This window comes from Streptomyces sp. NBC_00045 (genome assembly GCF_045041095.1).
In the GTDB taxonomy this organism is placed as follows: Bacteria; Actinomycetota; Actinomycetes; order Streptomycetales; family Streptomycetaceae; genus Streptomyces.
This window is the reverse complement of sequence record NZ_CP108271.1, coordinates 3,026,319-3,047,250: the sequence shown is the minus strand read 5'-3', so window position 1 is coordinate 3,047,250 and position 20,932 is coordinate 3,026,319. Positions and strand designations below refer to the sequence as shown.

18 protein-coding genes and 1 tRNA gene are annotated in these 20,932 nt (G+C 72.8%); 8 read left to right on the top strand and 11 right to left on the bottom strand.

Features of this window, described 5'->3' with window-relative positions:
* Positions 1 to 81: 81 nt before the first annotated feature.
* Positions 82 to 2,367 carry an MMPL family transporter gene (locus tag OHA65_RS14265; protein ID WP_327283500.1) on the top strand — a complete coding sequence of 762 codons (2,286 nt, stop codon included), beginning with the start codon at positions 82 to 84 and terminating at the stop codon, positions 2,365 to 2,367.
* Between the two features lie 47 nt (positions 2,368 to 2,414).
* On the opposite strand, the gene OHA65_RS14260 is transcribed toward OHA65_RS14265, so the two are convergent.
* The 3 genes from OHA65_RS14260 to OHA65_RS14250 form a co-directional block, all read right to left on the bottom strand.
* Positions 2,415 to 2,615, bottom strand: coding sequence for an AlpA family transcriptional regulator (locus OHA65_RS14260; RefSeq protein ID WP_030868582.1), 201 nt, complete (start codon positions 2,613 to 2,615; stop codon positions 2,415 to 2,417).
* A gap of 357 nt (positions 2,616 to 2,972) precedes the next feature.
* Entirely contained in the window at positions 2,973 to 3,983 is a 1,011-nt protein-coding gene (locus OHA65_RS14255; protein ID WP_327283499.1) for a Gfo/Idh/MocA family oxidoreductase, read from the bottom strand.
* Between the two features lie 21 nt (positions 3,984 to 4,004).
* The gene (locus tag OHA65_RS14250; RefSeq protein WP_327283498.1) at positions 4,005 to 4,919 is read right to left on the bottom strand and encodes a sugar phosphate isomerase/epimerase; all 915 of its coding nucleotides are present in this window, start codon (positions 4,917 to 4,919) and stop codon (positions 4,005 to 4,007) included.
* Positions 4,920 to 4,999: 80 nt separating this feature from the next.
* On the opposite strand from OHA65_RS14250, the gene iolC reads away from it, so the two are divergent.
* From iolC to OHA65_RS14230, 4 genes are read left to right on the top strand one after another with little or no spacing between them, the layout of a single operon-like run.
* Positions 5,000 to 5,911 (top strand): 5-dehydro-2-deoxygluconokinase, encoded by a 912-nt coding sequence (gene iolC / locus OHA65_RS14245; protein WP_405763406.1) that lies wholly within the window; start codon positions 5,000 to 5,002, stop codon positions 5,909 to 5,911.
* A gap of 20 nt (positions 5,912 to 5,931) precedes the next feature.
* Positions 5,932 to 6,759 carry a 5-deoxy-glucuronate isomerase gene (gene iolB / locus OHA65_RS14240; protein ID WP_328765182.1) on the top strand — a complete coding sequence of 276 codons (828 nt, stop codon included), beginning with the start codon at positions 5,932 to 5,934 and terminating at the stop codon, positions 6,757 to 6,759.
* On the top strand, positions 6,756 to 8,624 hold the full coding sequence (gene iolD / locus OHA65_RS14235; protein WP_328762796.1) for a 3D-(3,5/4)-trihydroxycyclohexane-1,2-dione acylhydrolase (decyclizing): 1,869 nt from the start codon (positions 6,756 to 6,758) through the stop codon (positions 8,622 to 8,624). The genes iolB and iolD overlap by 4 nt, the downstream gene beginning before the upstream one ends.
* Before the next feature lie 13 nt (positions 8,625 to 8,637).
* Complete coding sequence (locus OHA65_RS14230) at positions 8,638 to 10,137, top strand: CoA-acylating methylmalonate-semialdehyde dehydrogenase (protein WP_329313562.1); 1,500 nt, start codon at positions 8,638 to 8,640, stop codon at positions 10,135 to 10,137.
* 100 nt (positions 10,138 to 10,237) lie between these two features.
* Here the strand turns inward: OHA65_RS14230 and OHA65_RS14225 are convergent, their stop codons facing one another.
* The 5 genes from OHA65_RS14225 to OHA65_RS14205 form a co-directional block, all read right to left on the bottom strand.
* On the bottom strand, positions 10,238 to 11,296 hold the full coding sequence (locus tag OHA65_RS14225) for a WxL protein peptidoglycan domain-containing protein (RefSeq protein WP_405761961.1): 1,059 nt from the start codon (positions 11,294 to 11,296) through the stop codon (positions 10,238 to 10,240).
* Positions 11,297 to 11,458: 162 nt separating this feature from the next.
* Complete coding sequence (locus tag OHA65_RS14220; RefSeq protein ID WP_327283494.1) at positions 11,459 to 12,751, bottom strand: hypothetical protein; 1,293 nt, start codon at positions 12,749 to 12,751, stop codon at positions 11,459 to 11,461.
* Between the two features lie 438 nt (positions 12,752 to 13,189).
* The gene (locus OHA65_RS14215) at positions 13,190 to 14,383 is read right to left on the bottom strand and encodes a S8 family peptidase (RefSeq protein WP_405761959.1); all 1,194 of its coding nucleotides are present in this window, start codon (positions 14,381 to 14,383) and stop codon (positions 13,190 to 13,192) included.
* 78 nt (positions 14,384 to 14,461) lie between these two features.
* Entirely contained in the window at positions 14,462 to 14,875 is a 414-nt protein-coding gene (locus OHA65_RS14210) for a GNAT family N-acetyltransferase (protein WP_327283492.1), read from the bottom strand.
* Positions 14,876 to 15,010: 135 nt separating this feature from the next.
* Entirely contained in the window at positions 15,011 to 15,709 is a 699-nt protein-coding gene (locus OHA65_RS14205) for a 4'-phosphopantetheinyl transferase superfamily protein (protein ID WP_327283491.1), read from the bottom strand.
* A 72-nt stretch (positions 15,710 to 15,781) separates the two neighbouring features.
* Between OHA65_RS14205 and OHA65_RS14200 the strand changes: the two genes are divergently transcribed.
* Positions 15,782 to 16,549 (top strand): alpha/beta hydrolase, encoded by a 768-nt coding sequence (locus OHA65_RS14200; RefSeq protein ID WP_327285649.1) that lies wholly within the window; start codon positions 15,782 to 15,784, stop codon positions 16,547 to 16,549.
* Positions 16,550 to 16,581: 32 nt separating this feature from the next.
* On the opposite strand, the gene OHA65_RS14195 is transcribed toward OHA65_RS14200, so the two are convergent.
* Complete coding sequence (locus OHA65_RS14195; RefSeq protein ID WP_327283490.1) at positions 16,582 to 17,109, bottom strand: hypothetical protein; 528 nt, start codon at positions 17,107 to 17,109, stop codon at positions 16,582 to 16,584.
* A 410-nt stretch (positions 17,110 to 17,519) separates the two neighbouring features.
* Here OHA65_RS14195 and OHA65_RS14190 point away from each other — a divergent pair, with 410 nt between their 5' ends.
* Positions 17,520 to 17,993 (top strand): phospholipase, encoded by a 474-nt coding sequence (locus tag OHA65_RS14190; RefSeq protein ID WP_405761957.1) that lies wholly within the window; start codon positions 17,520 to 17,522, stop codon positions 17,991 to 17,993.
* Here OHA65_RS14190 and OHA65_RS14185 read toward each other — a convergent pair.
* On the bottom strand, positions 17,990 to 18,736 hold the full coding sequence (locus tag OHA65_RS14185) for a class I SAM-dependent methyltransferase (protein WP_327283488.1): 747 nt from the start codon (positions 18,734 to 18,736) through the stop codon (positions 17,990 to 17,992). The two genes, OHA65_RS14190 and OHA65_RS14185, sit on opposite strands and share 4 nt — an antisense overlap.
* 177 nt (positions 18,737 to 18,913) lie before the next feature.
* Positions 18,914 to 18,986, bottom strand: a tRNA-Arg gene (locus OHA65_RS14180).
* Positions 18,987 to 19,318: 332 nt separating this feature from the next.
* On the opposite strand from OHA65_RS14180, the gene OHA65_RS14175 reads away from it, so the two are divergent.
* Positions 19,319 to 20,932: a GTPase domain-containing protein gene (locus OHA65_RS14175; RefSeq protein ID WP_327283487.1), complete on the top strand. Its 1,614-nt coding sequence runs from the start codon at positions 19,319 to 19,321 to the stop codon at positions 20,930 to 20,932.

Sequence of the window (20,932 nt, the reverse complement as noted above, 5' to 3'; positions counted from 1 at the left end):
GCATTCTTGAGAAACGCGAGCGACTGCTCGTGTTTGCCAGTCTAAGTTGGCTGGCAATCACGGTGAAGGGGACACCGAGTCATGTCCGAAGTCAAAAAACCGCCGTCGTCAGGGGAGAGCGGGCGGTGGACCCGGATCGTCACGGCCCGGCCGCGGCTCTCGCTGCTGCTCGCCCTCGTGGTCACGGCACTGGCCGTCCTCGCGGGCGGTGGCGTCGCCGACCGGATGGGCAGCGGCGGCTGGGAGGACCCGGACGCCCGGTCCACCTACGCCGCCAAGGTCCTGGAGCGCGAGTTCCCGGGCTCCCAGCCCAACCTGCTCCTGCTGGTCGAGGCCGGTGAGGCGGCAGGTGCCGGGGTGGACGACCCCGCCGTCGCCGCCGAGGCCGAGCGGCTGACCGAGCGGCTCGCCTCCGAGCAGGGGGTGGCCGGAGTCGGCTCGTACTGGCGAACCCATCTGCCCGCGCTGCGCTCGAAGGACGGCAGCCAAGCCCTGATAGCCGCCCGGGTGCTCGGTGACGAGAAGACCCGCGCCGCGGTGCTGGAGCGGATCGCCCCGCACTACCGGGGCGAGCACGGGCCGGTGCGCGTCTCCCTCGGGGGGCCGGTCGCCGTCCAGCGCGAGGTGACCACCACCATCCAGGAGGACCTGCTGCGCGCCGAGGTGATCGCCCTGCCGGTTACCCTCGTCCTGCTCGTCATCGTCTTCGGCAGCGCCGTCGCCGCACTGCTGCCGCTGGGCGTGGGCATCGTCGCCATCCTCGGCACCAATGCCGTGCTGCGCGGCCTCACCGAGTTCACCGACGTCTCCGTCTTCGCCCAGAACCTGACCACCGCGCTCGGCCTCGGACTCGCCATCGACTACGCCCTGTTCATCGTGCGCAGGTTCCGCGAGGAGCTCGCCGCAGGGCGGGATCCGGCCGCCGCCGTGGGGGCCACCCTGCGCACCGCCGGGCGCACGGTGTTGTTCTCGGCGCTGACCGTGGCCGTGTCGCTCTCGGCGATGCTGTTCTTCCCGATGTACTTCCTGCGCTCCTTCGCCTACGCCGGGGTCGCGGTGGTCCTGCTCGCGGCAGCCGCCGCGCTCGTCCTGCTGCCGGCCGCGCTCGTGCTGCTCGGGGACCGGGTCAACTCCTTCGACCTGCGGCGGCTGTGGGCCCGCAAGCGGGCCCGGGCCGCCGCCGGGACACCGGCCGCCGGCGCTCCGGGCGCGGTCGCCGGGGCCGGGCGGGGCTGGGCGCGGGCGACCGCGCTGGTGATGCGCCGGGCCCCCGTGTTCGCCATCGCCACCACGGCGGGGCTGCTGCTCCTCGGACTGCCCTTCCTCGGGGTGAAGTTCGGCACCGTGGACGACCGGCAGCTGCCGGCGACCGCCACCTCCCACATCGTCCAGCAGCAGATCCGCGACGGCTTCCCGGGCAGTCCCGGCGCCGGGCTGACCGTGCTGGCCGAGGGCGTGGCCGGCCCCGCCGACCTCGCCGCCTACCGGGAGCGGCTCGCCGCCCTGCCCGGAGTGCGGGTGAACGGGCCGGTGACCTCCGCCTCCGGGTCGGGGACCGCGTACTTCTCGGTGGTCACCGACGGCGAGCCGGCCGGAGAGCAGGCCCAGGACCTCGTCGCGGAGGTGCGCAAGGTCGACGCCCCCTTCGATACCGCGGTGACCGGACAGGCGGCGGTCCTCGTCGACGCCCAGAAGGCGATAGCGGAGGAACTGCCGGCCGCTCTGACCCTGGTGGTCCTGGCCACGCTGCTGCTGGTCTTCCTGCTCACCGGGAGCGTGCTGATACCCGTCCAGGCGGTCCTGCTCAATGCGCTCAGCCTGACCGCGATGTTCGGGGCGGTGGTGTGGGTCTTCCAGGACGGACACCTCTCCGGACTGCTCTCCTTCACCTCCACCGGGGACATCGAGACCAACTTGCCCGTCCTGATGTTCTGCATCGCCTTCGGACTCTCCATGGACTACGGGGTGTTCCTCATATCCCGCATCAAGGAGGAGTACGAGCGGACCGGGGATCACGAGGGGGCGGTGCGCACCGGACTGGTCCGCACGGGCGGGCTGATCACCGCGGCGGCCGTGATCCTGGCGGTGGTGATGGTGGCCATCGGCAGCTCCCGGGTGACCAACACCAAGATGCTGGGGCTCGGGATCGCGCTGGCCGTCCTGATGGACGCGCTGGTTGTACGGAGCCTCCTGGTACCGGCGGTCATGAAGCTGACGGGGCGGGCCACCTGGTGGGCGCCGGGCCCGTTGCGGCGACTGCACGAGCGGTTCGGACTGAGCGAGGGGGAGTCCGCGCCGCCGGCGGTGGTGGCGCAGGCGCCGGGGGAGGCGCCAGAGCCGGACCGGATACCGGCGGGCAGCCGCTAGGCGCCGGCGCGCCCCGTCCAGGGGTGGGGCGGCGACCGCCGGGGGGGTCAGTCGTCGCGGCGGCCCCGGTTGCCGGGGCGGCGGGCCACCCAGGTGCGGATCGTGTCGGCGTACCAGTAGGGCTTCCCGCCCTCGACGTGGTCGGGAGCGGGGAGCAGGCCGTGCTTGCGGTACGAGCGCACCGTGTCCGGCTGGACCCGGATGTGAGCGGCGATCTCCTTGTACGACCACAGCTGTCGGTCGCTCATCGACGACACCTCCTAGTCCACGGCGCGGGGCCGGCCGGGAGGCCGTCGGGGGAGCCGACGCGTGGACACAGACGTTCACTCAGGTTGTGCCCGGAGAACGACGGGGGATGAAGGCGGGGGAGGGGCTGTTGAACAGCTGTGACGGAAAACCTGCGAAATGCGGATATGCGTGACACAAGGGTGACCGCTGTGACAGATGCGGCACAACGGGTCTCCCCTGGACGGTGGTTCAGCGGTTCAGCGGTTCAGCAGTACCGAGGTTCAGCAGTACCGGGGTTCAGCAGTACCGGGGTTCAGCAGTACCGGGGTTCAGCAGTACCGGGGTTCAGCAGTACCGGGGTTCAGCAGTACGGCGGTTCAGAGGTACAGGGCCGGGCGGTCCACCAGCTCCACCGGGGTCCGTACGCCCGTGCGCCCGGCGGCCAGTCCCGCCGCGGAGACCGCGGCCGCCGCGTAACCGTCCCAGGCGTCGGGCCCGGCCACCCGACCGCGCGCGGCCGCGGCCACCCAGCGCCGCAGCTGGCGGTCGTACGCGTCGGCGAAGCGCACGGTGAAGTCCTGGGCGATCTCGTCGTAGCGGCGGCCCGCGGACCGGACCACCATCGCCTGCCCCTCACCGATCTGGGCGCTCCCGGACTCGCCCACCGCCTCGCAGCGCACCTCGTAGCCGAAACCGCAGTTGACGAAGATCTCCACGTCGATGACCACCCCGCCCGAGGTCTCCAGCAGGACCAGTCGGGGATCGCGCAGCCCTTCCGGAGCCGCCGAGGTCGGTGTCGGGGAGAGCACGGACACCGCCGTGATCTCCTGCCCGAGCAGCCAGCGCGCCGCGTCGACCTCGTGCACGACCGAGTCGCTGATCAGCATGTCGCTGGTGAAGGAGGACGGTGAGGCGGCATTGCGGTGCCGGCAGTGCAGGAACAGCGGCCGGCCGATCCCGCCCGCGTCCAGCAGCTCCTTCAGCCGCTCGTACTCGGTGTCGAACCGCCGCATGAACCCCACCTGCACCAGGCGTCGGCCCAGCCGCTGCTCCGCCTCCATCACCCGCAACGCCCCCTCCGGATCCGGGGTCAGCGGCTTCTCGCACAGCACCGGCAGCTCCCGCCCCAGGGCGTGCAGGATCGCCTCCTCATGGGCGGGGCCCGGGGAGGCGATCAGTACGGCCTGGACTCCGGGTGCGGCTATCGCGGCCGCCGGGTCCGTGTGCGCGCTCGCGCCGTCCAGAGCCTCGGCGACCGCTTTGACCCGGTCCCCGTCCGGGTCGGCCACGGCCACCACCCGGGCCCCGCCGACCGTCCGCCCGATCCGGCGGACGTGGTCGGCGCCCATCTTCCCCGTCCCGATGACGGCGATGCCCAGCGTGCTCATGTCGTGTTTCCCTCCGGGGAGTCAGCGGGCGCCGCAGGAGCGCAGGTAGGCGCGGGTGCGGCGGGCGATCGGCAGCGGCCGGTCGGGCGGGCACGGGTACATGTCCTGCTCCACGATGGCGAAGAGGTCCACGCCGAGCCGCTGGGCGGCCGCGAGCACGGGCTCCAGCGCGGGCACCCCCGACGGCGGTTCGCACATCACGCCGCGGGCCACGGCCGGGCCGAACGGCAGTTGCTCCGCGACGACTTCGGCGAGGATCCGCGGGTCGACCTGCTTGAGGTGGAGGTAGCCGATCCGCTCGCCGAAGGTTTCGATGGCCTGGACGCTGTCGCCGCCGCAGTAGGCGTAGTGCCCGGTGTCCAGGCACAGGGAGACCAGGTCCGGGTCGGTGGCGTCCAGGAAGCGCGCCACGTTCTCCGGGGTGTCGATGTGCGTGTCCGCGTGCGGGTGGACGACGATCCGCAGGCCGTACCGGTCCTGCACCTCGCGCCCCAGCCGCTCGGTCTGCTCGGTCAGTTCACGCCATTGCGCGGGCGTGAGGACGCGGTCCTCCAGCACCTCGCCGGTCTTGTCGTCGCGCCAGAACGACGGGATGACGACGAGGTGGCCCGCCCCCGTGGCCCGGGTGAGCTCCGCGATCCGCGACACGTGCTCCCAGGTGTCCGCCCAGACGGCGGGTCCGTGATGGAGTCCGGTGAAGACGGTGCCGGCGCTGACGCGCAGGCCCCGCTTGGCCGTCTCCTCGGCGAGGCGCGCGGGGTCGGTGGGGAGATAGCCGTACGGGCCGAGCTCGATCCACTCGTATCCGGAGTCGGCGACCTCGTCGAGGAACCGGTCCCACGGGGTCTGCAGCGGATCGTCGGGGAACCAGACACCCCAGGAGTCCGGGGCCGAACCGATGCGGATACGGGTCAACGCGGGCGGGGAGGACGTCATGACGGCCACCTTAGGGTGCGAGACGAGAGGGAGGACTGCCTGTGACCACCGCGGACGATGTCGCGTTCGACTTGATCACGATGGGGCGGATCGGGGTGGATCTCTACCCGCTGAGAACGGGCGTACCGCTGGCGGAGGCGGACACCTTCGGGAAGTTCCTGGGCGGCTCGCCCACCAACGTCGCCGTCGCAGCGGCCCGGCTGGGCCGGAAGGTAGCTGTGATCACCCGGACCGGGGCGGACCCCTTCGGGGCCTATCTGCGCTCTGAGCTGCGCGGGTTCGGAGTCGACGACCGGTGGGCCGGGGAGGTGGCGCGGTACCCGACCCCGCTGACGTTCTGCGAGATCTTCCCGCCGGACGACTTCCCGCTGTACTTCTACCGGCTGCCGAAGGCCCCCGACCTGGAGATCGAACCGGAGGAGCTGGACCTGGCCGCGGTACGGGCCGCACGGGTGTTCTGGATGACGGGCACGGGCCTGAGCGCACAGCCGAGCCGCTCCGCGACCCTCGCCGCGCTGGAGGCGCGCTCGAAGTCCGGGATCACGGTCTTCGACCTCGACTGGAGGCCGATGCTGTGGCAGGAGGAACCGGGGAAGCCGTACGCGCAGGCACTGGGCCTCGCCACGGTGGCCGTCGGCAACGTCCAGGAGTGCGCGATCGCGATCGGTGAGAGCGACCCACGGGCCGCGGCACGGGCGCTGCTGGAGGCCGGGGTCGAGCTGGCGGTGGTGAAACGGGGGCCGGACGGGGTACTGGCGATGCGGCGGGACGGAACGGTGGCGCAGGCCGCGCCCGTCCCGGTGCAGGTGGTGAACGGGCTCGGCGCGGGGGACGCCTTCGGTGGGGCGCTGTGCCACGGGCTGCTGGCGGGCTGGGACCTGGAGCGGGTGCTGCGCTTCGCCAACGCGGCGGGGGCGATCGTGGCTTCGCGGCTGGCGTGCTCGGCGGCGATGCCGTACGCCAAGGAAGTGGAAGAGGTGCTGGAGCCGTGACGCCGACCGCTTCCCACGAGATGGAGTTCGCCGCGCTGCGAGTGCTGGAGCTCGCCCCGGGCGAGACGTACGCGCACACGTGCGGGGACCGGGAGTGGATCGTCCTCCCGCTGGCCGGGGGGTGCACGGTCCGCTGCGCGGATCCCGTCGGCGGACCGCCCGCCCCGGTGTTCGAACTGCGGGGGCGCGAGAGCGTGTTCACGGCCGTCACCGACTTCGCGTACCTGCCCCGCGACGGGCGGGCCGAGATCGGGTCCGCCGCCGGGGGGCGGTTCGCGCTCGTCGGGGCGCGGTGCGAGATCGCGCTCCCGGCCCGGTACGGGGCCGCCCGGGACGTCCCGGTGGAGATCCGCGGGGCCGGCCAGTGCACTCGTCAGGTCAACAACTTCGCCGCCGCGGACGTCTTCGACTGCGACCGCCTCATCGCCGTCGAAGTGCTCACGCCCGGCGGGAACTGGTCCTCTTACCCGCCCCACAAGCACGACGAGTTCCTCCCCGGTCGGGAGTCCTGCCTCGAAGAGGTCTATTACTTCGAGATCGCCCCGCACGGCGACACGCCCGGCTTCGGCTACCAGCGCGTCACCCCCTCCCCGGCCGGGAAGACCGACGTCCTCACCGAGGTGAGGACCGGGGACGCGGTGCTCATCCCGGACGGCTGGCACGGCCCGTCCATCGCGGCGCCCGGCCACGACATGTACTACCTCAACGTCATGGCCGGCCCTCCAGGCCGGCCCCGGGAGTGGCTGATCCGGGACCACCCCGACCACGCCTGGATCCGGGACACCTGGACCGGTCAGGACGCCGACCCCAGGCTGCCCTTCCACCGAGCGGAGGACGAGACCCGATGAGGCTCACCGTCGCGCAGGCCCTCGTCCGCTTCCTCGCGCAGCAGTACACCGAGCGCGACGGCCGTCGCCGCAGGCTGATCGCCGCAACCTGGGGGATCTTCGGGCACGGGAACGTCGCCGGCATCGGGCAGGCCCTCCTGGAGAGCGGCCCGCGAGGGATGCCGTTCCTGCAGGGGCGCAACGAGCAGGCCATGGTGCACGCCGCCGTCGGGTACGCCCGCCAGTGCGAGCGGCTCTCGGCCCACGCCGTCACCACCTCGATCGGGCCGGGCGCAACCAACCTCGTCACCGGGGCCGCCCTCGCCACCATCAACCGGATTCCCGTACTCCTCCTGCCCGGCGACACCTTCGCCACCCGGCCCGCCGATCCCGTGCTCCAACAGCTGGAGGTGCCCTACGCAGGCGACGTCTCCGTCAACGACACCCTGCGGCCCGTCTCCCGCCACTTCGACCGGATCACCCGGCCCGAGGCCCTGATCCCGGCCGCCCTCCAGGCCATGCGGGTGCTCACCGACCCCGTCCAGACCGGCGCGGTGACCCTCGCGCTGCCCCAGGACGTCCAGGCCGAGGCCCACGACTGGCCGCCCGAGTTCTTCGCCGAGCGGGTGTGGGGGGTGCGCCGGCCCGGACCCGACCGGGACGAGCTCGCACGGGCCGCCGAGGCCGTACGGGGCTCCGCGCGCCCGCTGATCATCGCCGGCGGCGGGATCCGGCACAGCGGGGCCCAGGCCGCGCTGGCGGAATTCGCGGGGGCCACCGGGATCCCGGTGGCCTCCACGCAAGCGGGCAAGGGGGCGCTCCCGTACGACCACCCCGCCGATGTCGGTGGCATCGGGCACACCGGCACGGCCACCGCCGACGAGCTGGCCCGCGGCGCCGACCTGGTCATCGCCGCCGGGACCCGGCTGACGGACTTCACCACCGCCTCCTCGACCCTCTTCCGGAACCCCGCCGTCCGCTTCCTCGGGCTCAACCTCGACCCGTACGACGCCCACAAACTCGCCGCCCGGCCGCTGGTCTGCGACGCGAGGGTGGGCCTGGAAGACCTCCGGGAAGAGACTGCCGGGTACCGCGTGGACCCCGCGTACGAGACGACGTACAAAGAAAGGAAACGGAACTGGGAGCGCCTGGTCGACCAGGCTTGGGCGGCCCCCGACGAAGACGCCGCCCCGACGCAGGTCCAGGTGCTCGGGCTGCTCGACGAGCTGGTCGGCGCCGACGACATCCTGATCAACGCCGCCGGCTCCCTCCCCGGCGACCTGCACAAGCTGTGGCGGACCCGCGCGGCCGACCAGTACCACGTGGAGTACGGGTACTCCTGCATGGGCTACGAGATCCCGGCGGCGATCGGCACCGCGCTCGCCGCCCCCGGTCGCCCCGTGTGGGCGCTGGTCGGCGACGGGACGTACCTGATGAACCCGACCGAGATCGTCACGGCCGTGCAGGAGGGCGTCCCGATCAAGGTGGTGATCCTCGACAACCACGGCTACGCCTCCATCGGCGGCCTCTCGGGGGCCGTGGGCGGCGAGGGCTTCGCAACCGCGTACCGCTTCAGGGCGGACGACGGTTCGTACACCGGCGCACCCCTGCCGGTGGACCTCGCAGCCAACGCAGCCTCCCTCGGAATGGCCGTGATCCGCACCCGCACCATCGGTGACCTGCGGAAAGCCCTCGCCGAAGCGCGTGAGGCAGACCGCCCCACATGTGTCTACGCACAGACCCGAACACCCGACACTGTGTCGGGCCCGCCCCCGGCACAGGCGTGGTGGGATGTTCCTGTGGCCGAGACCGCGACCCGTGCGTCCGCGAACGCGGCCCGCGAAGAGTACGACCGGCAAGCCGCGCAGCGACGTCGCCATCTGTGAAGGAGCAATAGGCATGAAGACCGTCAACCACTGGATCGGTGGCAAGACCGTCGAGGGCGCGTCGGGCAACTACGGCCCGGTCACCGACCCGGCCACCGGCGAGGTCACCACGCAGGTCGCCCTCGCGTCCGCCGATGAGGTCGACGCGGCGGTACGGATCGCCCAGGAGGCGTTCCAGACCTGGGGCCAGTCCTCGCTGGCCGCCCGCACCAAGGTGCTGTTCGCCTACCGCGCCCTGCTCGACGCCAACCGAGATGCCATCGCCGAGCTGATCACCGCCGAGCACGGCAAGGTCCACTCGGACGCGCTGGGCGAGGTCGCCCGCGGCCTGGAGATCGTCGAGCTGGCCTGCGGGATCACCACCCAGCTCAAGGGCGAGCTGTCGACCTCCGTCTCCAACCGGGTCGACGTCGCCGCCATCCGCCAGCCGCTCGGCGTGGTCGCCGGCATCACCCCGTTCAACTTCCCGGCGATGGTGCCGATGTGGATGTTCCCGCTGGCCGTGGCCTGCGGAAACACCTTCATCCTCAAGCCGAGCGAGAAGGACCCGTCGGCCGCCAACAAGCTGGCCGAACTGGCCTCCGAGGCCGGTCTGCCCGCCGGTGTGCTCAACGTCGTCCACGGTGACAAGGTCGCCGTCGACGCGCTGCTCGCCCACCCCGGCATCTCCGCGGTCTCCTTCGTCGGCTCCACGCCGATCGCCCGCCACATCCACACCACCGCCTCCGCCAACGGCAAGCGGGTCCAGGCCCTGGGCGGCGCCAAGAACCACATGCTGGTGCTGCCGGACGCCGACCTGGACGCGGCCGCCGACGCGGCGGTCTCGGCCGCCTACGGCTCGGCCGGCGAGCGCTGCATGGCGATCTCCGCGGTCGTCGCCGTCGGCGCCATCGGCGACGAGCTGGTCGAGAAGATCCGCGAGCGCGCCGAGAAGATCAAGATCGGCCCGGGCAGCGACCCGGCGTCCGAGATGGGCCCGCTGATCACCGCCGCCCACCGCGACAAGGTCGCCGGGTACGTGAAGGGTGCCGCGGACCAGGGCGCCGACGTGGTCCTCGACGGCACGGGGTACACGGTCGACGGCTTCGAGAAGGGCCACTGGATCGGCCTCTCGCTGCTCGACAACGTCAAGACCGACTCCGACGCCTACCGCGACGAGATCTTCGGGCCGGTGCTGTGCGTGCTGCGCGCCGAGACCTACGAGGAGGGCGTGGCGCTGATCAACGCCTCGCCGTTCGGCAACGGCACGGCGATCTTCACCCGCGACGGCGGCGCCGCCCGCCGCTTCCAGCTGGAGATCGAGGCGGGCATGGTCGGCGTCAACGTGCCGATCCCGGTGCCGGTGGGCTACCACTCCTTCGGCGGCTGGAAGGACTCGCTCTTCGGCGACCACCACGTCTACGGCAACGACGGCATCCACTTCTACACGCGCGGCAAGGTCGTCACGACCCGCTGGCCGGACCCGTCGGAAGGCCACATCGGCGTGGACCTGGGCTTCCCCCGCAACCACTGACCTCACGCAGGACCTCACGCAGGACCTCAGGACCGGCTCGCCCCCCGCACCCTCACGCGGGGGGCGAGCTTCGTTCCCGCCCGGCGGACACCCTCGCCGGTCAACGGGTTCCTGCCAAGTCCGCAGTGAGCTCGGCCCGTTCGCCGTCGGCCGCGGACGACCGGGCGCGGCGGCGCCGCAGGACCAGCAGGGTGATCACGGCGCCCGCCAGGACGAACAGCACGCCGACGGCGGGCCACGGCACGGCGATGAACTCCACCTCGGACTGCGGGGCCAGGTCCGGATGGGCCGTGGCCCCGGCCGAGATCCGTACGGTGACCCAGTCGGACTGCGGTGCGTCCGCCCACGGCTCGGTCAGCTGCACCCGCTGGCCGGGCAGCAGCACCAGCTTCAGTTCACGGGCAGGCCGGTCCAGTACCGTACGGCCGAACAACCCCTTCGCGGACACCGCCACCTCGGGCTCGACGACCACGTTGCCCCGGTTGACCAGCGTGTACGAGACCGTGGCGCGGGCCTCCTTGACCCACGGCAACAGCGGTGCGGACCGGCTGACCTTCACGTCCTCCACGCTCAGCCCCGGCGTCACCGGACCCGGCACCCGGAAGTACATCCGCGAGCCGACCTGCCGCTTCACCCCGACCTGGACCTTGCCCTCCTGCCGGATGCCCTCCACGGCCGTGTTGAGGGCGACGATCCCTCCGACGTGGTCGCCGGGCGTCGCGTCCTGGGGGACCTTCACGGTGAACGGGACGTCCTTGCGGCCCTTGGGCGGCACGGTCACGGTGGTCGCGGCCTCGGGCGCCAGTGCGATCCACGCGCCCACGTCCTTGGGCTTCTGGTCCACCGGCAGCAGGGCGAAGGCGCCGCCGACCGGGGTGTTCACCGCGTCGGTGGCGAAGACCTGGAAGGTCAGTTCCTTGTCGGAGGAGTTGAGGATCGTCGCGCTGTCGCTGATCGTGGTCCCGGCCGCGCCCTGGTGGAAGAAGTAGGCGCGGTCGGTCATCGGCGCGCCGGCGGGGGGCGTCGGGAACACCCCCCAGGTGCCGTTGTCCGCGGCCGTCGCCGTCGCGGCGGGCAGGAGCAGGCCCGCGAGCAGCAGCACCAGGGCGAGCAGCGGACCGTACGCGAAGACGCGGGAGCGGCGGGGACGGGGGTGCATGGGCGGTTCTCCAGTCGGCGCGGGGGGCACGGGGGGCACGGGGGTGCGGGCGCGCGGGCGCGGGGCATGGGGGCACGGGGGCACGGCCAGGAGTGGGACGGCGAAGGGGTGGTGCGGCACCGTGGCGCCGCACCACCCTGGGATGGCGCTACTCCTGCTGGGTCAGGCGATCGAGAAGGTGACGACCGTCTGGTAGGTGTCGGCGAACATGAACGGCGGGAGCTGGATCATCCCGGCGCCGCCGACGGCGAACTCACCGCCGGTCAGCTCGTCCCCGCCGGCGGCCTGCGAGGCCACCTTCATCGGGGTCTCGGAGATCGCGCCGGGCGTGCCCGCGGTGCAGGTGCTCGGGCTGTCCGGGTTGGTCACGGTGCAGGACGGCTGGATGCCGATCTGCGCCTTCGCCATCGAGTGACCGGTCGCCTGGTTCAGGAACGGCGTACGGGTCGCCGTCACGTCCCAGCCGAGCGTGCCGCCGCGGAAGTCCTGGATGGTCGCGGCGTTGAACACGCCGACCACCGACTGGGCCTTGCCGTTGATGGTGACCGAGGGGAAGGCGACGGCCGGCTGGCCGTCCTTCGGGCCGAGCGCCAGCGGGCCGGGGAGGACCTCGATGTCGACCGGGTTCTTCACGCCTGCCTGGTCCTCCAGGTACACGAAGGACTTGTACGGGGTCACCGAGCCGTCGATCTTGATGGCGTCGGCCTTCTTGCTCACGGTGATGTTGCAGGTGGCGGCGCCGGACGCGTCCGCCGTACCGCTACCGGTGTCACCGGTGGCCGCACCCGCAAGGAGGGCGGAACAGGTGACCGGGCCCGCCGGGAAGTTCGCGCCGCCCACGACGACGGCCGTACCGGCCTTGCCGCTGTTGGGCGTCAGCTTGGTGGTGACCGGGTCCTTCGGCAGGGCCTCGACGGCGACCGAGCCGAGGGTGGCGCTGGGTCGGGGCGCAGGTGTGCAGGTGGTGGTGAACACCGAACCGCTGAGGTCCGCGTCCGTGACCGCCAGGTCGAGTTTGACGTCGACCGCGGTGCCCTCCGTGCCGTCCGGGACCTTGATGGTTCCGGAGAAGGCCTTGGGGTCGAGCGGGGTGCCGGCGACGACACTGACGGTCTCGGGCGGGCTGGTGACCACCTGGGTGGTCGCCCCCACCTTGAGGGTGATCTTGGTGGTGTTCACCGTGGTGACGGAGAAGCCGGGGATCAGCGGGCTCGCACCCGGGTCGATCGTGATCGGCACGACGTCCCCGGCCTTGGCGTGATCGGGCACGGTGATCGTGTAGTTCTGGTTGCCCGAACCGTCCGGCTGCGGAGCAGGGGCGTCGCAGTTCTCGAAGACGGGGGTGGTCACGGTCGCCGCCTGAGCGGTGCCGGTCAGGCTCACTACGCCGCCCGCCAGCGCGAGGGACAGGGCGCCCGCCCCGGCCAGAACTCTTCGTCGGAACGTTGTACTCACTGGGTCGCGACTCCTTCGTCAGACGAACCCCTCCCCCCACCCGCTGTGTGGGGGAGGCCGAGCCGGTGCGGTGGCCGACATTGACGCGTCGCGGTGTTGAGAAGTCAATGACTTGCTTTCGCCCGAAGCACACAGAAATTGATGTCCCATCAGGCCGGGTCTGTCGGGGTGCGGGGCGGATGGGATGGGTGGGGTGCCGGCAGGTGGCTGACCTGGCAGTCCGGTGATCCGCGGATCGGGCGCGGGTGGGCGGTGATCAGGGAGTGCGGCGGTGCGGCCGTGGGGCGGTGCGGTTGGTCCGGCGGCGCGGCGGCGCGGCGGTGCGGCGGTCCGGGAGGGGAGCGGGCAGGGCTCGCCGTCGACCGGCGCCGGGTGGCCGGGTGGCCGGGCGGCGGGTGGCCGGCGGCCCCGCTGCCCGGCGGCCACCGGACCGGTGCCCTAGCGGGCGGCCGGCGGGGCGTGCAGGAGGAGATTGGCGGTGCCGGTCGGGACGCCGGTGAGGCGGCCCGGCACGGCGCCCCGCACCAGCGCGTCGGACACCTCCGCGGGCGTCTTCGCGGTACCGCCCGCCGCGAGGCCTTCGGCGAGGATCAGCGCGGCGACGCCCGCCGCGTGCGGGGCCGCCATGGAGGTGCCGGAGGCGCGGGCGAGGGCGGTCGTCGAGCCCTTCCAGGCCGAGGTCACGGACACGCCCGGCGCGACGAGGTCCACGCAGCGGCCGTAACTGGAGAACGGAGCCCACTGGTCCGCGGCGTCGGCCGCGCCGACGGTGACCGCGGCGGGCACGGCGGCGGGGGAGCCGGTGCAGGCGTCGTCGGCAGCGTTCCCGGCGGCCACGGTGAAGGTGATCCCGGCGGCGACCGCCCGCGTCACCGCCGTGTCCAGGGAGGAGCTGCGGGTGCCGCCCATGCTCATGTTGGCCACGGCGGGGGTGCCGGGAGCCTTGGCGGCGTCCTTCACCATCCACTCCAGGCCGCCCAGGATGGACGTCAGGGTCGCGGACCCCTTGCAGTTGGCGACCTTGACCCCGACGAGGGACACCCCCTTCGCGACCCCGTACGTCGCCCCGCCCAGGGTTCCCGCGACGTGCGTTCCGTGACCGTTGCAGTCGCCCGAGCTCTCCAGGAACACCCCGTTGTAGCCGACCCGTGCCCGGCCCCCGAATTCCTGGTGGGCGGTGTTGATCCCGGTGTCCACGACGTACGCGGTGACCCCCTGCGCGGTGGTGGCGTACGTGTACGAGCCGTCGAGCGGGAGCTCGCTCTGGTCGATCCGGTCGAGCGGCCAGGGCGCCGGGCTCTGCGCGTCGCTGATCCGGAACTCGGAGTCCGGCTCCACCGAGGCCACCCGGGGGTCAGCGGCGAGCGCCGCGGCGCGGGCGGCGGTGGTACGGACGGCGAAGCCGCTGATGACGGTGTCGTAGACGGCCCCGACCCTGTCCCCGGAGGCCTCTGCCTCGGCGGCCAGCGCAGCACGGTTCGGGGCGCGGGAGCTGTTGTCCTTCAGGACCACGACGTACGGGGCGGTGGCGGCATCGGCGCGGTCGGCGGCGGCGAGTGCGGGGTGCGGCGGCAGGGCAGTGGCCGCCGCCAACAGGGCGGCGGCCGGAAGCAGCGCGGTGAGTGCGGTCATGCGGCCGATGCTCGGCGAGCCACGGGCCGGGCGCGCGGAGGGTGCGCCGACTGGGCGCACGACACGCCGCCGGAGGGATTATCCGGAGAGGGGCCAGCCGCGCATCGCGAAGACACCCTCGTCGCGGGCCCCGGCGGCGGCGTACGTGGCCAGGGCGGCCTCGTTGTCGGTGTCGACCCCCACCCACATGCCGTAACAGCCGCGCGCCCTGGCCTCGTTGGCGAGCGCCTCGGTCAGGGCCCGGCCGATGCCGCGGCGCCGGTAGCCCTCGTCGACGGAGAGCTCGTACAGGCACATCTCGGTGCCCTTGTCGGGGTGGCTCATCTCGACGCCGGAGACCATGCCGGCGGGGATGTCGTCGACGTAGGCGATGAGCATCAGGTGTCCCGGCGCGGCGAGGAAGCGCTCGGACCGGTCGAGTGGGGCGGGGCCGTCGAAGAGCCCCTCCGCGGCCTGGAGTTCGGCGACGGTGCGGGCGGCGCGGATGTCCATGTCGGCCACGATAGGCGTCTATGACCAGCGGCGACCGTGATTTCGGCCCGGCGCGGCGAACGGCCCGGCGGGCGGCGCGCCGGCGACCGGCCGAGGACGCCCCGGCCGCGGTGTCGGGGCCGGGGCCGGTCCGGGTCAGACGCGCAGGGCCAGGGCCGCCGCGTAGGCCGGTGGGGCCGGGAGGTCGATGAGGCGCCAGCCGGGGACGGCGGCGGGGTCGGGGCCCGAGCCGATGTACGGCTCGGCCAGGCCCTCGGCCAGGCCGGTGCCCGTGCCCTTGAAGTAGGCCTCCTTGCGCGACCACAGGCGGCCGAGTGCCTCCGGCCGCTGCGCCGCGGGCAGCGCGGAGAGTTCCGCGGTCTCCGCCGGGTGCAGGCTGTTCAGCACGTCCTTCACCGCCGCCGCGCTCGGCACGGCCTCCACGTCGATCCCGACCGGCACCCCCGCGAACGCGAGGTACGCCAGGTCGTCGCTGTGCGAGAGCGAGAACTGCACCGCGCCCCCCGCGACCGCCGGCCGCCCGTGCGGGCCGTCGCAGCACGGGCAGTCCTCCCGGACCAGGCAGACGTCCTGCGGAGCCATCCCCAGGTAGCCGCCGAGCAGGACCCGCAGCCCCACGTGGGAGGCGAGGTACCGGTGCCGGTCCCCGGCCCGCACCAGCCGCCCGGCCCGGTCCCGCTCGTTCGCGTCCAGGATCGGCAGCGCCTCGTCGACCCGGTGGCCACCGACCACGTCGAGGGTGGTGTCCAGGGACCAGACCGTCACGCCGGTCCCCGTCGGGAGCAGGCCTGTCCGCGGGGTGTCCTCGCCGAGTCGGTTCACATGCGTACTCACCCGACGAGGGTAGTCGAGGCGCCCGCTGCGGCCCTGGTTACTCTCGTCCTCTCGTCGATCAAGGAGCCCATGGTGCGAAGTGCCGCCGTCACGCCGGGAGATGACCGGATCCGCTGGGTCGAACTGCCGGGGGAGGAGCCCGCCCGGGTGTACGTGCACGGGCTGGGGTCGACCTCGCCCGCCTACTTCGCCGCTAGCGCCGTGCACCCGTTGCTGGCCGGCCGCCGGTCACTCCTGGTCGACCTGCTGGGGCACGGGCACAGCGACCGGCCCGAGAACTTCCCGTACACCCTGGAGGCGCACGCCGACACCCTCGCCGCCGCCCTCGACGCGGCCGGTGTCACCGGCGCCGAGCTGATCGCCCACAGCATGGGCGGCGCCGTGGCCATCGTGCTCGCCCACCGCCACCCCCGCCTGGTCTCCCGGCTGGTGCTGGTCGACGCCAACCTGGACCCGGTGCCGATCGTCCCGCGCACCGCCGGCAGCAGCGGGATCGCCTCCTACACCGAGGAGGAGTTCCTGGCCGGCGGCTGGGCCGAGGTGCGCGACCGGGTCGGCGCGCACTGGTGGTCCACCATGCGCCTGGCGGACCGTACGGCCCTGCACCGGACGGCGGTACACCTCGCGGCCGGCACGAGCCCGACCATGCGCGAGCTGCTGCTGGAGCTGAAGATCCCGCGCAGCTACCTGCTGCCCGCGGCCGACGGACCCCTCGCCGGCGCCGAGGCCCTGGAGAGCGCCGGGGTGTCCGTGGTCCCCGTCCCGGACTGCGGGCACAACATCATGCTCGACAACCCGGAAGCCTTCGCCCAGGCCACCGCCGCCGCACTCACCCCCTAGAACCAGGCCCGGGCCCAGGCCAGCTCTTGGCCCTAGCCGCGGCTGCGGGCGTGGGCCGGCGCCGGAGCGCCGTCCTCCGCCTTCGCCCCCGGTGACGGGGTGCCGTCGGTCCAGGCGTAGACCCGCTTGCCGCGCACCGCGACCTGGTACTGGTAGAAGTCCCGGCACTCGGGCCGCTCCTCGGCCCGGGTGCCGTGCGGCCACCACTTGGCGTCCAGCCGCCGTCGCCCGCCCAGGTCCTTCGGCGCGCCGGCGGAGCACTGCGGGCCGTCCAGCGAGGTCGTTCCGAGCGTGAAGCGGATCAGCCTGGCCTCGCCGCTCGTACGCGCGCGTATGCGTATGTCGGTGGCGTCCTTGGGCACCCAGGACGGCAGCGTGAAGGCCGGGTTGCCGCGGGTCGGCGCATCGGCGGTGGTCGCGAAGTGCTTGCTCTTCTCCTTGAAGACCTGGTCGTTGATGGAGTCGGTCAGCGGATTGGGCGGGAGGTTGGGCAACGCGAAAGCGGCGGTGGCGACGACTCCCACGGTGGCGGCGGCGATGACGAGGGGACGGCGGTTCATGTGATCCAGTCTCGGCCTCGGCGCCTCCCGGCGCGTCCCTCCGTAGGACGAACCTGATATCTGCCGGAAGTCTGATACGGCGTCCTACCTGAGGGCTGCCCCGACTACGAAGGGCCCCGGAATCCGGCACGACGGACGCCCGGGACGAGGCCGGCGCTAGGTCGGCACGGGCCAGCACGGGCCGGCACGGGTCCGGCACGGGCCGGCACGGGTCCGGCACGGGTCCGGCGCACGGCCGGGAACGGCACCCAGCAGCGGCACTGACCCCTCGTCACCCCACCACCCAGGCCTGCGAGCAGCCGTTATAGCGGCGTTAAGGGGCGGCGATAGGACGTGCCCCGACGGTGGAACCCGACGCCGTACCGGGGGTTACCCGGGCGGCCCCCCCACCCCCGTCCCGGAGGAATGCCATGCGCCGTCGTCTCGCTCCACTCCTCGCATCCACGGCCGCCGCCGGTGTGCTCGTCGTCGCGTCTCCCGCGTCGGCGGCCCCGGCCGACAAGCCTCAGGTCCTCGGTGGTTGGACGCAGACCAGCGCCACCAGCTACAACGCCTGGGTCGCTGCGCGCGGCAACCAGGGCAAGTGGTCGGCGTACGGGTTCGACTGGTCGACGGACTACTGCTCCTCCTCGCCCGACAACCCCTTCGGGTTCCCCTTCCAGACATCCTGCGCCCGCCATGACTTCGGCTACCGCAACTACAAGGCCGCAGGAGCGTTCACGGCCAACAAGTCCCGGCTGGACGACGCCCTCTACGCGGACCTCAAGCGGGTCTGCTCGGCGTACTCGGGCGTCAAGAAGGGCTCCTGCGACAGCACCGCCTGGACCTACTACCAGGCCGTCAAGGCCTTCGGCGTCTCCCCGCAGGACGCCCCCGCCGCCTAGGCCCCCGGCGCGCGGGCGAGCCTGAGGTCGACCACGTAGTGCTCCTCGATCGTTCCCCCCGGGAACATCGCGCGGAGCCGGTCGCGCTCGGCTGCGAGGAAGTCGTCCGTACCGGGTGCGCCGATCAAGAAGAGGGAGTGCGTCGCCAGCTTGGCGAGATGGGCGCCGACCGGGATCCGGCGCGACCAGCGCAGCAGTCGGGTGGTGAACTCCAGGCCGCCCTGTGACCGCGGATGGTCGTTGATGTACCAGCCCGGGCCGAAGTCCTTCTCGATGCGCGCCTGCTGGTCGGCGATCCATCCGACACCGGTGTCCGGATCGTTCGACCAGACGGCCAGCGCGCCGCCCGGCCGCAGCGCGCGCAGGGCCTCCGGAACGGAACGGGCCGGATCGGTCCAGTGCCAGGACTGCGCGTACGCGAGGAGGTCGAGGGAACCGGAGGCGAACGGCAGCCGGTCCCCGTCCCCCCGTACGAGCGGCACCCGCGGGTTGCGCCGACGGAACTCCAAGGCCATCCCCTCTCCCGGCTCCACGGCGACGACCCGCGCCCCACGGGCGTGCAGCAGGCCGGTCGCGAGCCCGGTCCCGGCCCCGACGTCGGCGACCCGCGCCCCGGCCAGCGCGAATCCGGCGAGCTCCTCCAGTGCATCGAGGAGCGCCTCCGGATAGGAAGGCCGATGTTCTCCGTAGCGCCGGGCCGCCGAGCTGAACGACCGCGCCCGCTCCCGGGATCCGTCCGTCATCCCCCCATCTTCCCGCAGGCACCCCCCGAACGGCACCGAACGGGCGCCGAGAAGGTGGGGTCGGCGGCAAGACGGGCGCCGAGAAGGTGTGATCGGTAGCGAGCGGACTCCTCCGCAAGACTTCTGACCTGCACGAAAGCCCTCCCCGGGGGGAGGGCTGAGGCGGCTGGCGGTGAGTGCCCCCGGCAGGACTCGAACCTGCGGCCAAGTGCTTAGAAGGCACCTGCTCTATCCACTGAGCTACGGGGGCCGGAAGGTGGCCGTGGTGGCCTGGAGCCCCGGGATGGGGGTGGGACCGTCGTCCGTGCCAGGTCAAGGATAGGGCTCCGGTTGCCTTGTCCCGGTTGCTTCACCCGCGTGCCACGATGTGGAGGTTCGGTGAAGCGGTCCCGATAATCGCAGGCAGGTGCGATTCTCGCACCGCTTTTGCGCCGCGGCGCCCTTGGTGTTGTGCACTCGTTATGCCTGCGCCCCACTCGTCCGCTGTGTCCAAAAGGTCCCACTGGAGTCGCGATCGGCGCGCAGAGGGCGTATAAGCTTCAAAAATGGCCCCAAATTGGGCATTCTTCGCATGTGGTGACCTTGGATGTTCGGCCTCAGCTGCTCGATGCCCTGTCCGCCCTGCGCGACCGGGTCGCGTCCGTGCGTCTGCCGCTGCCCCTGCCCGGCGCCCCGCGCGCCCGCCAGACCAGAGCCGAGCTGCTGGCGCAGCTCGACGACTACCTCGTACCCCGGCTGAAGGCGCCCGAGGCGCCGCTGCTCGTCGTCGTAGGCGGGTCCACCGGGGCCGGTAAGTCCACTCTCGTCAACTCGCTCGTGGGGCGCCAGGTGAGTGAAGCCGGCGTACTGCGCCCCACCACCCGGATCCCCGTGCTCGTCTGCCATCCGGATGATCATCACTGGTTCGCCGGCATGCGGGTGCTCCCCGACCTGATGCGGGTCTGGGCCCCGCCCGGCGAGGACGACCAGTTCCCCGGACCCCACCGCGGCTCCCCCCGCGGGTACGGGACCACCGCGGCCACCCGTGAGCTGCGCATCGAGACCGTCGCCGGCCTGCCGCGCGGGCTCGCCATCCTCGACGCCCCCGACATCGACTCCCTCGTGGTCGAGAACCGGACGCTCGCCGCCCAACTCATCTGCGCCGCAGACGTCTGGGTCATGGTGACCACCGCCTCGCGCTACGCCGACGCCGTCCCGTGGCACCTGCTGCGCACCGCCAAGCAGTACAAGGCCACCCTGATCACCGTCCTCGACCGGGTCCCGCACCAGGTGCTCGCCGAGGTCTCGCGGCAGTACGGGGCCCTTCTCAATCGGGCCGGGCTGGGCGACGTCCCGCGGTTCACGGTGCCCGAGCTGCCCGAATCGGCCGGCGGGGGCGGACTGCTGCCCGCCAGCGCCGTCGCCCCGCTGTTCGCGTGGCTCGCCCACCACGCGCAGGACCCGGCCGCCCGGCAGCACGCCGTCGGGCGGACCGCGCTCGGCGCACTGGACTCCCTCGGGCGCCGGATGCCCGAGCTGGCGTCCGCCGTGGCCGCCCAGCACGCCGCCGCCGTACGGATGACCTCGGCCGTGGAGGACGCGTACAAGCGGGAGGGCAAGCGGGTCCGCAACCGGCTCGACCAGGGCGCCGTACTGTCCGGTGACGCCCTGACCCGCTGGCGCGGCTACCCCCTCGACACGAGCGCCGACGAACTGCTCGACTCCCTCGCCGAGTCGCTCGCCGCGCTGCTCCAGTGCGCGGTGGCCGCCGCCGACGAGCGCATCGCCCAGGCCTGGCGGCGCGAACCGGCCGCCGGCGCCGTGCAACTGCCCGGGCCCGACCGGGAGGCGGGGGAGCGCATCGGCGTGGCCGTACGGCACTGGCGGCGCGTGCTGGAGGAACTCGCCGAGGAGGAGGTGGCCCGGCTCGACAAGCAGCCCGCGCCCCACCCCGACGCGATCGCCGCCCTGCTCGTCGCGGCCCTCCTCGGCGGCAAGCGGGCCCGGCCCGCCGGGGAGAAACTCGCCGAGCGGATCGGCGTACAGGCCGCCGTGAGGCTGCGCGACCGCGGCGGCGAACTGGTCGCGGATCACCTGGAGCAGGTGCTGCGGGCCGAACGGGACCGGCGGCTGGCCCCGTTGGAGGCGCTCGAAGTCACGCCGGAACCGCAGGCCGAGCTGATCGCCGCGCTGTCCCTACTGCAGAAGGAGAGGTGA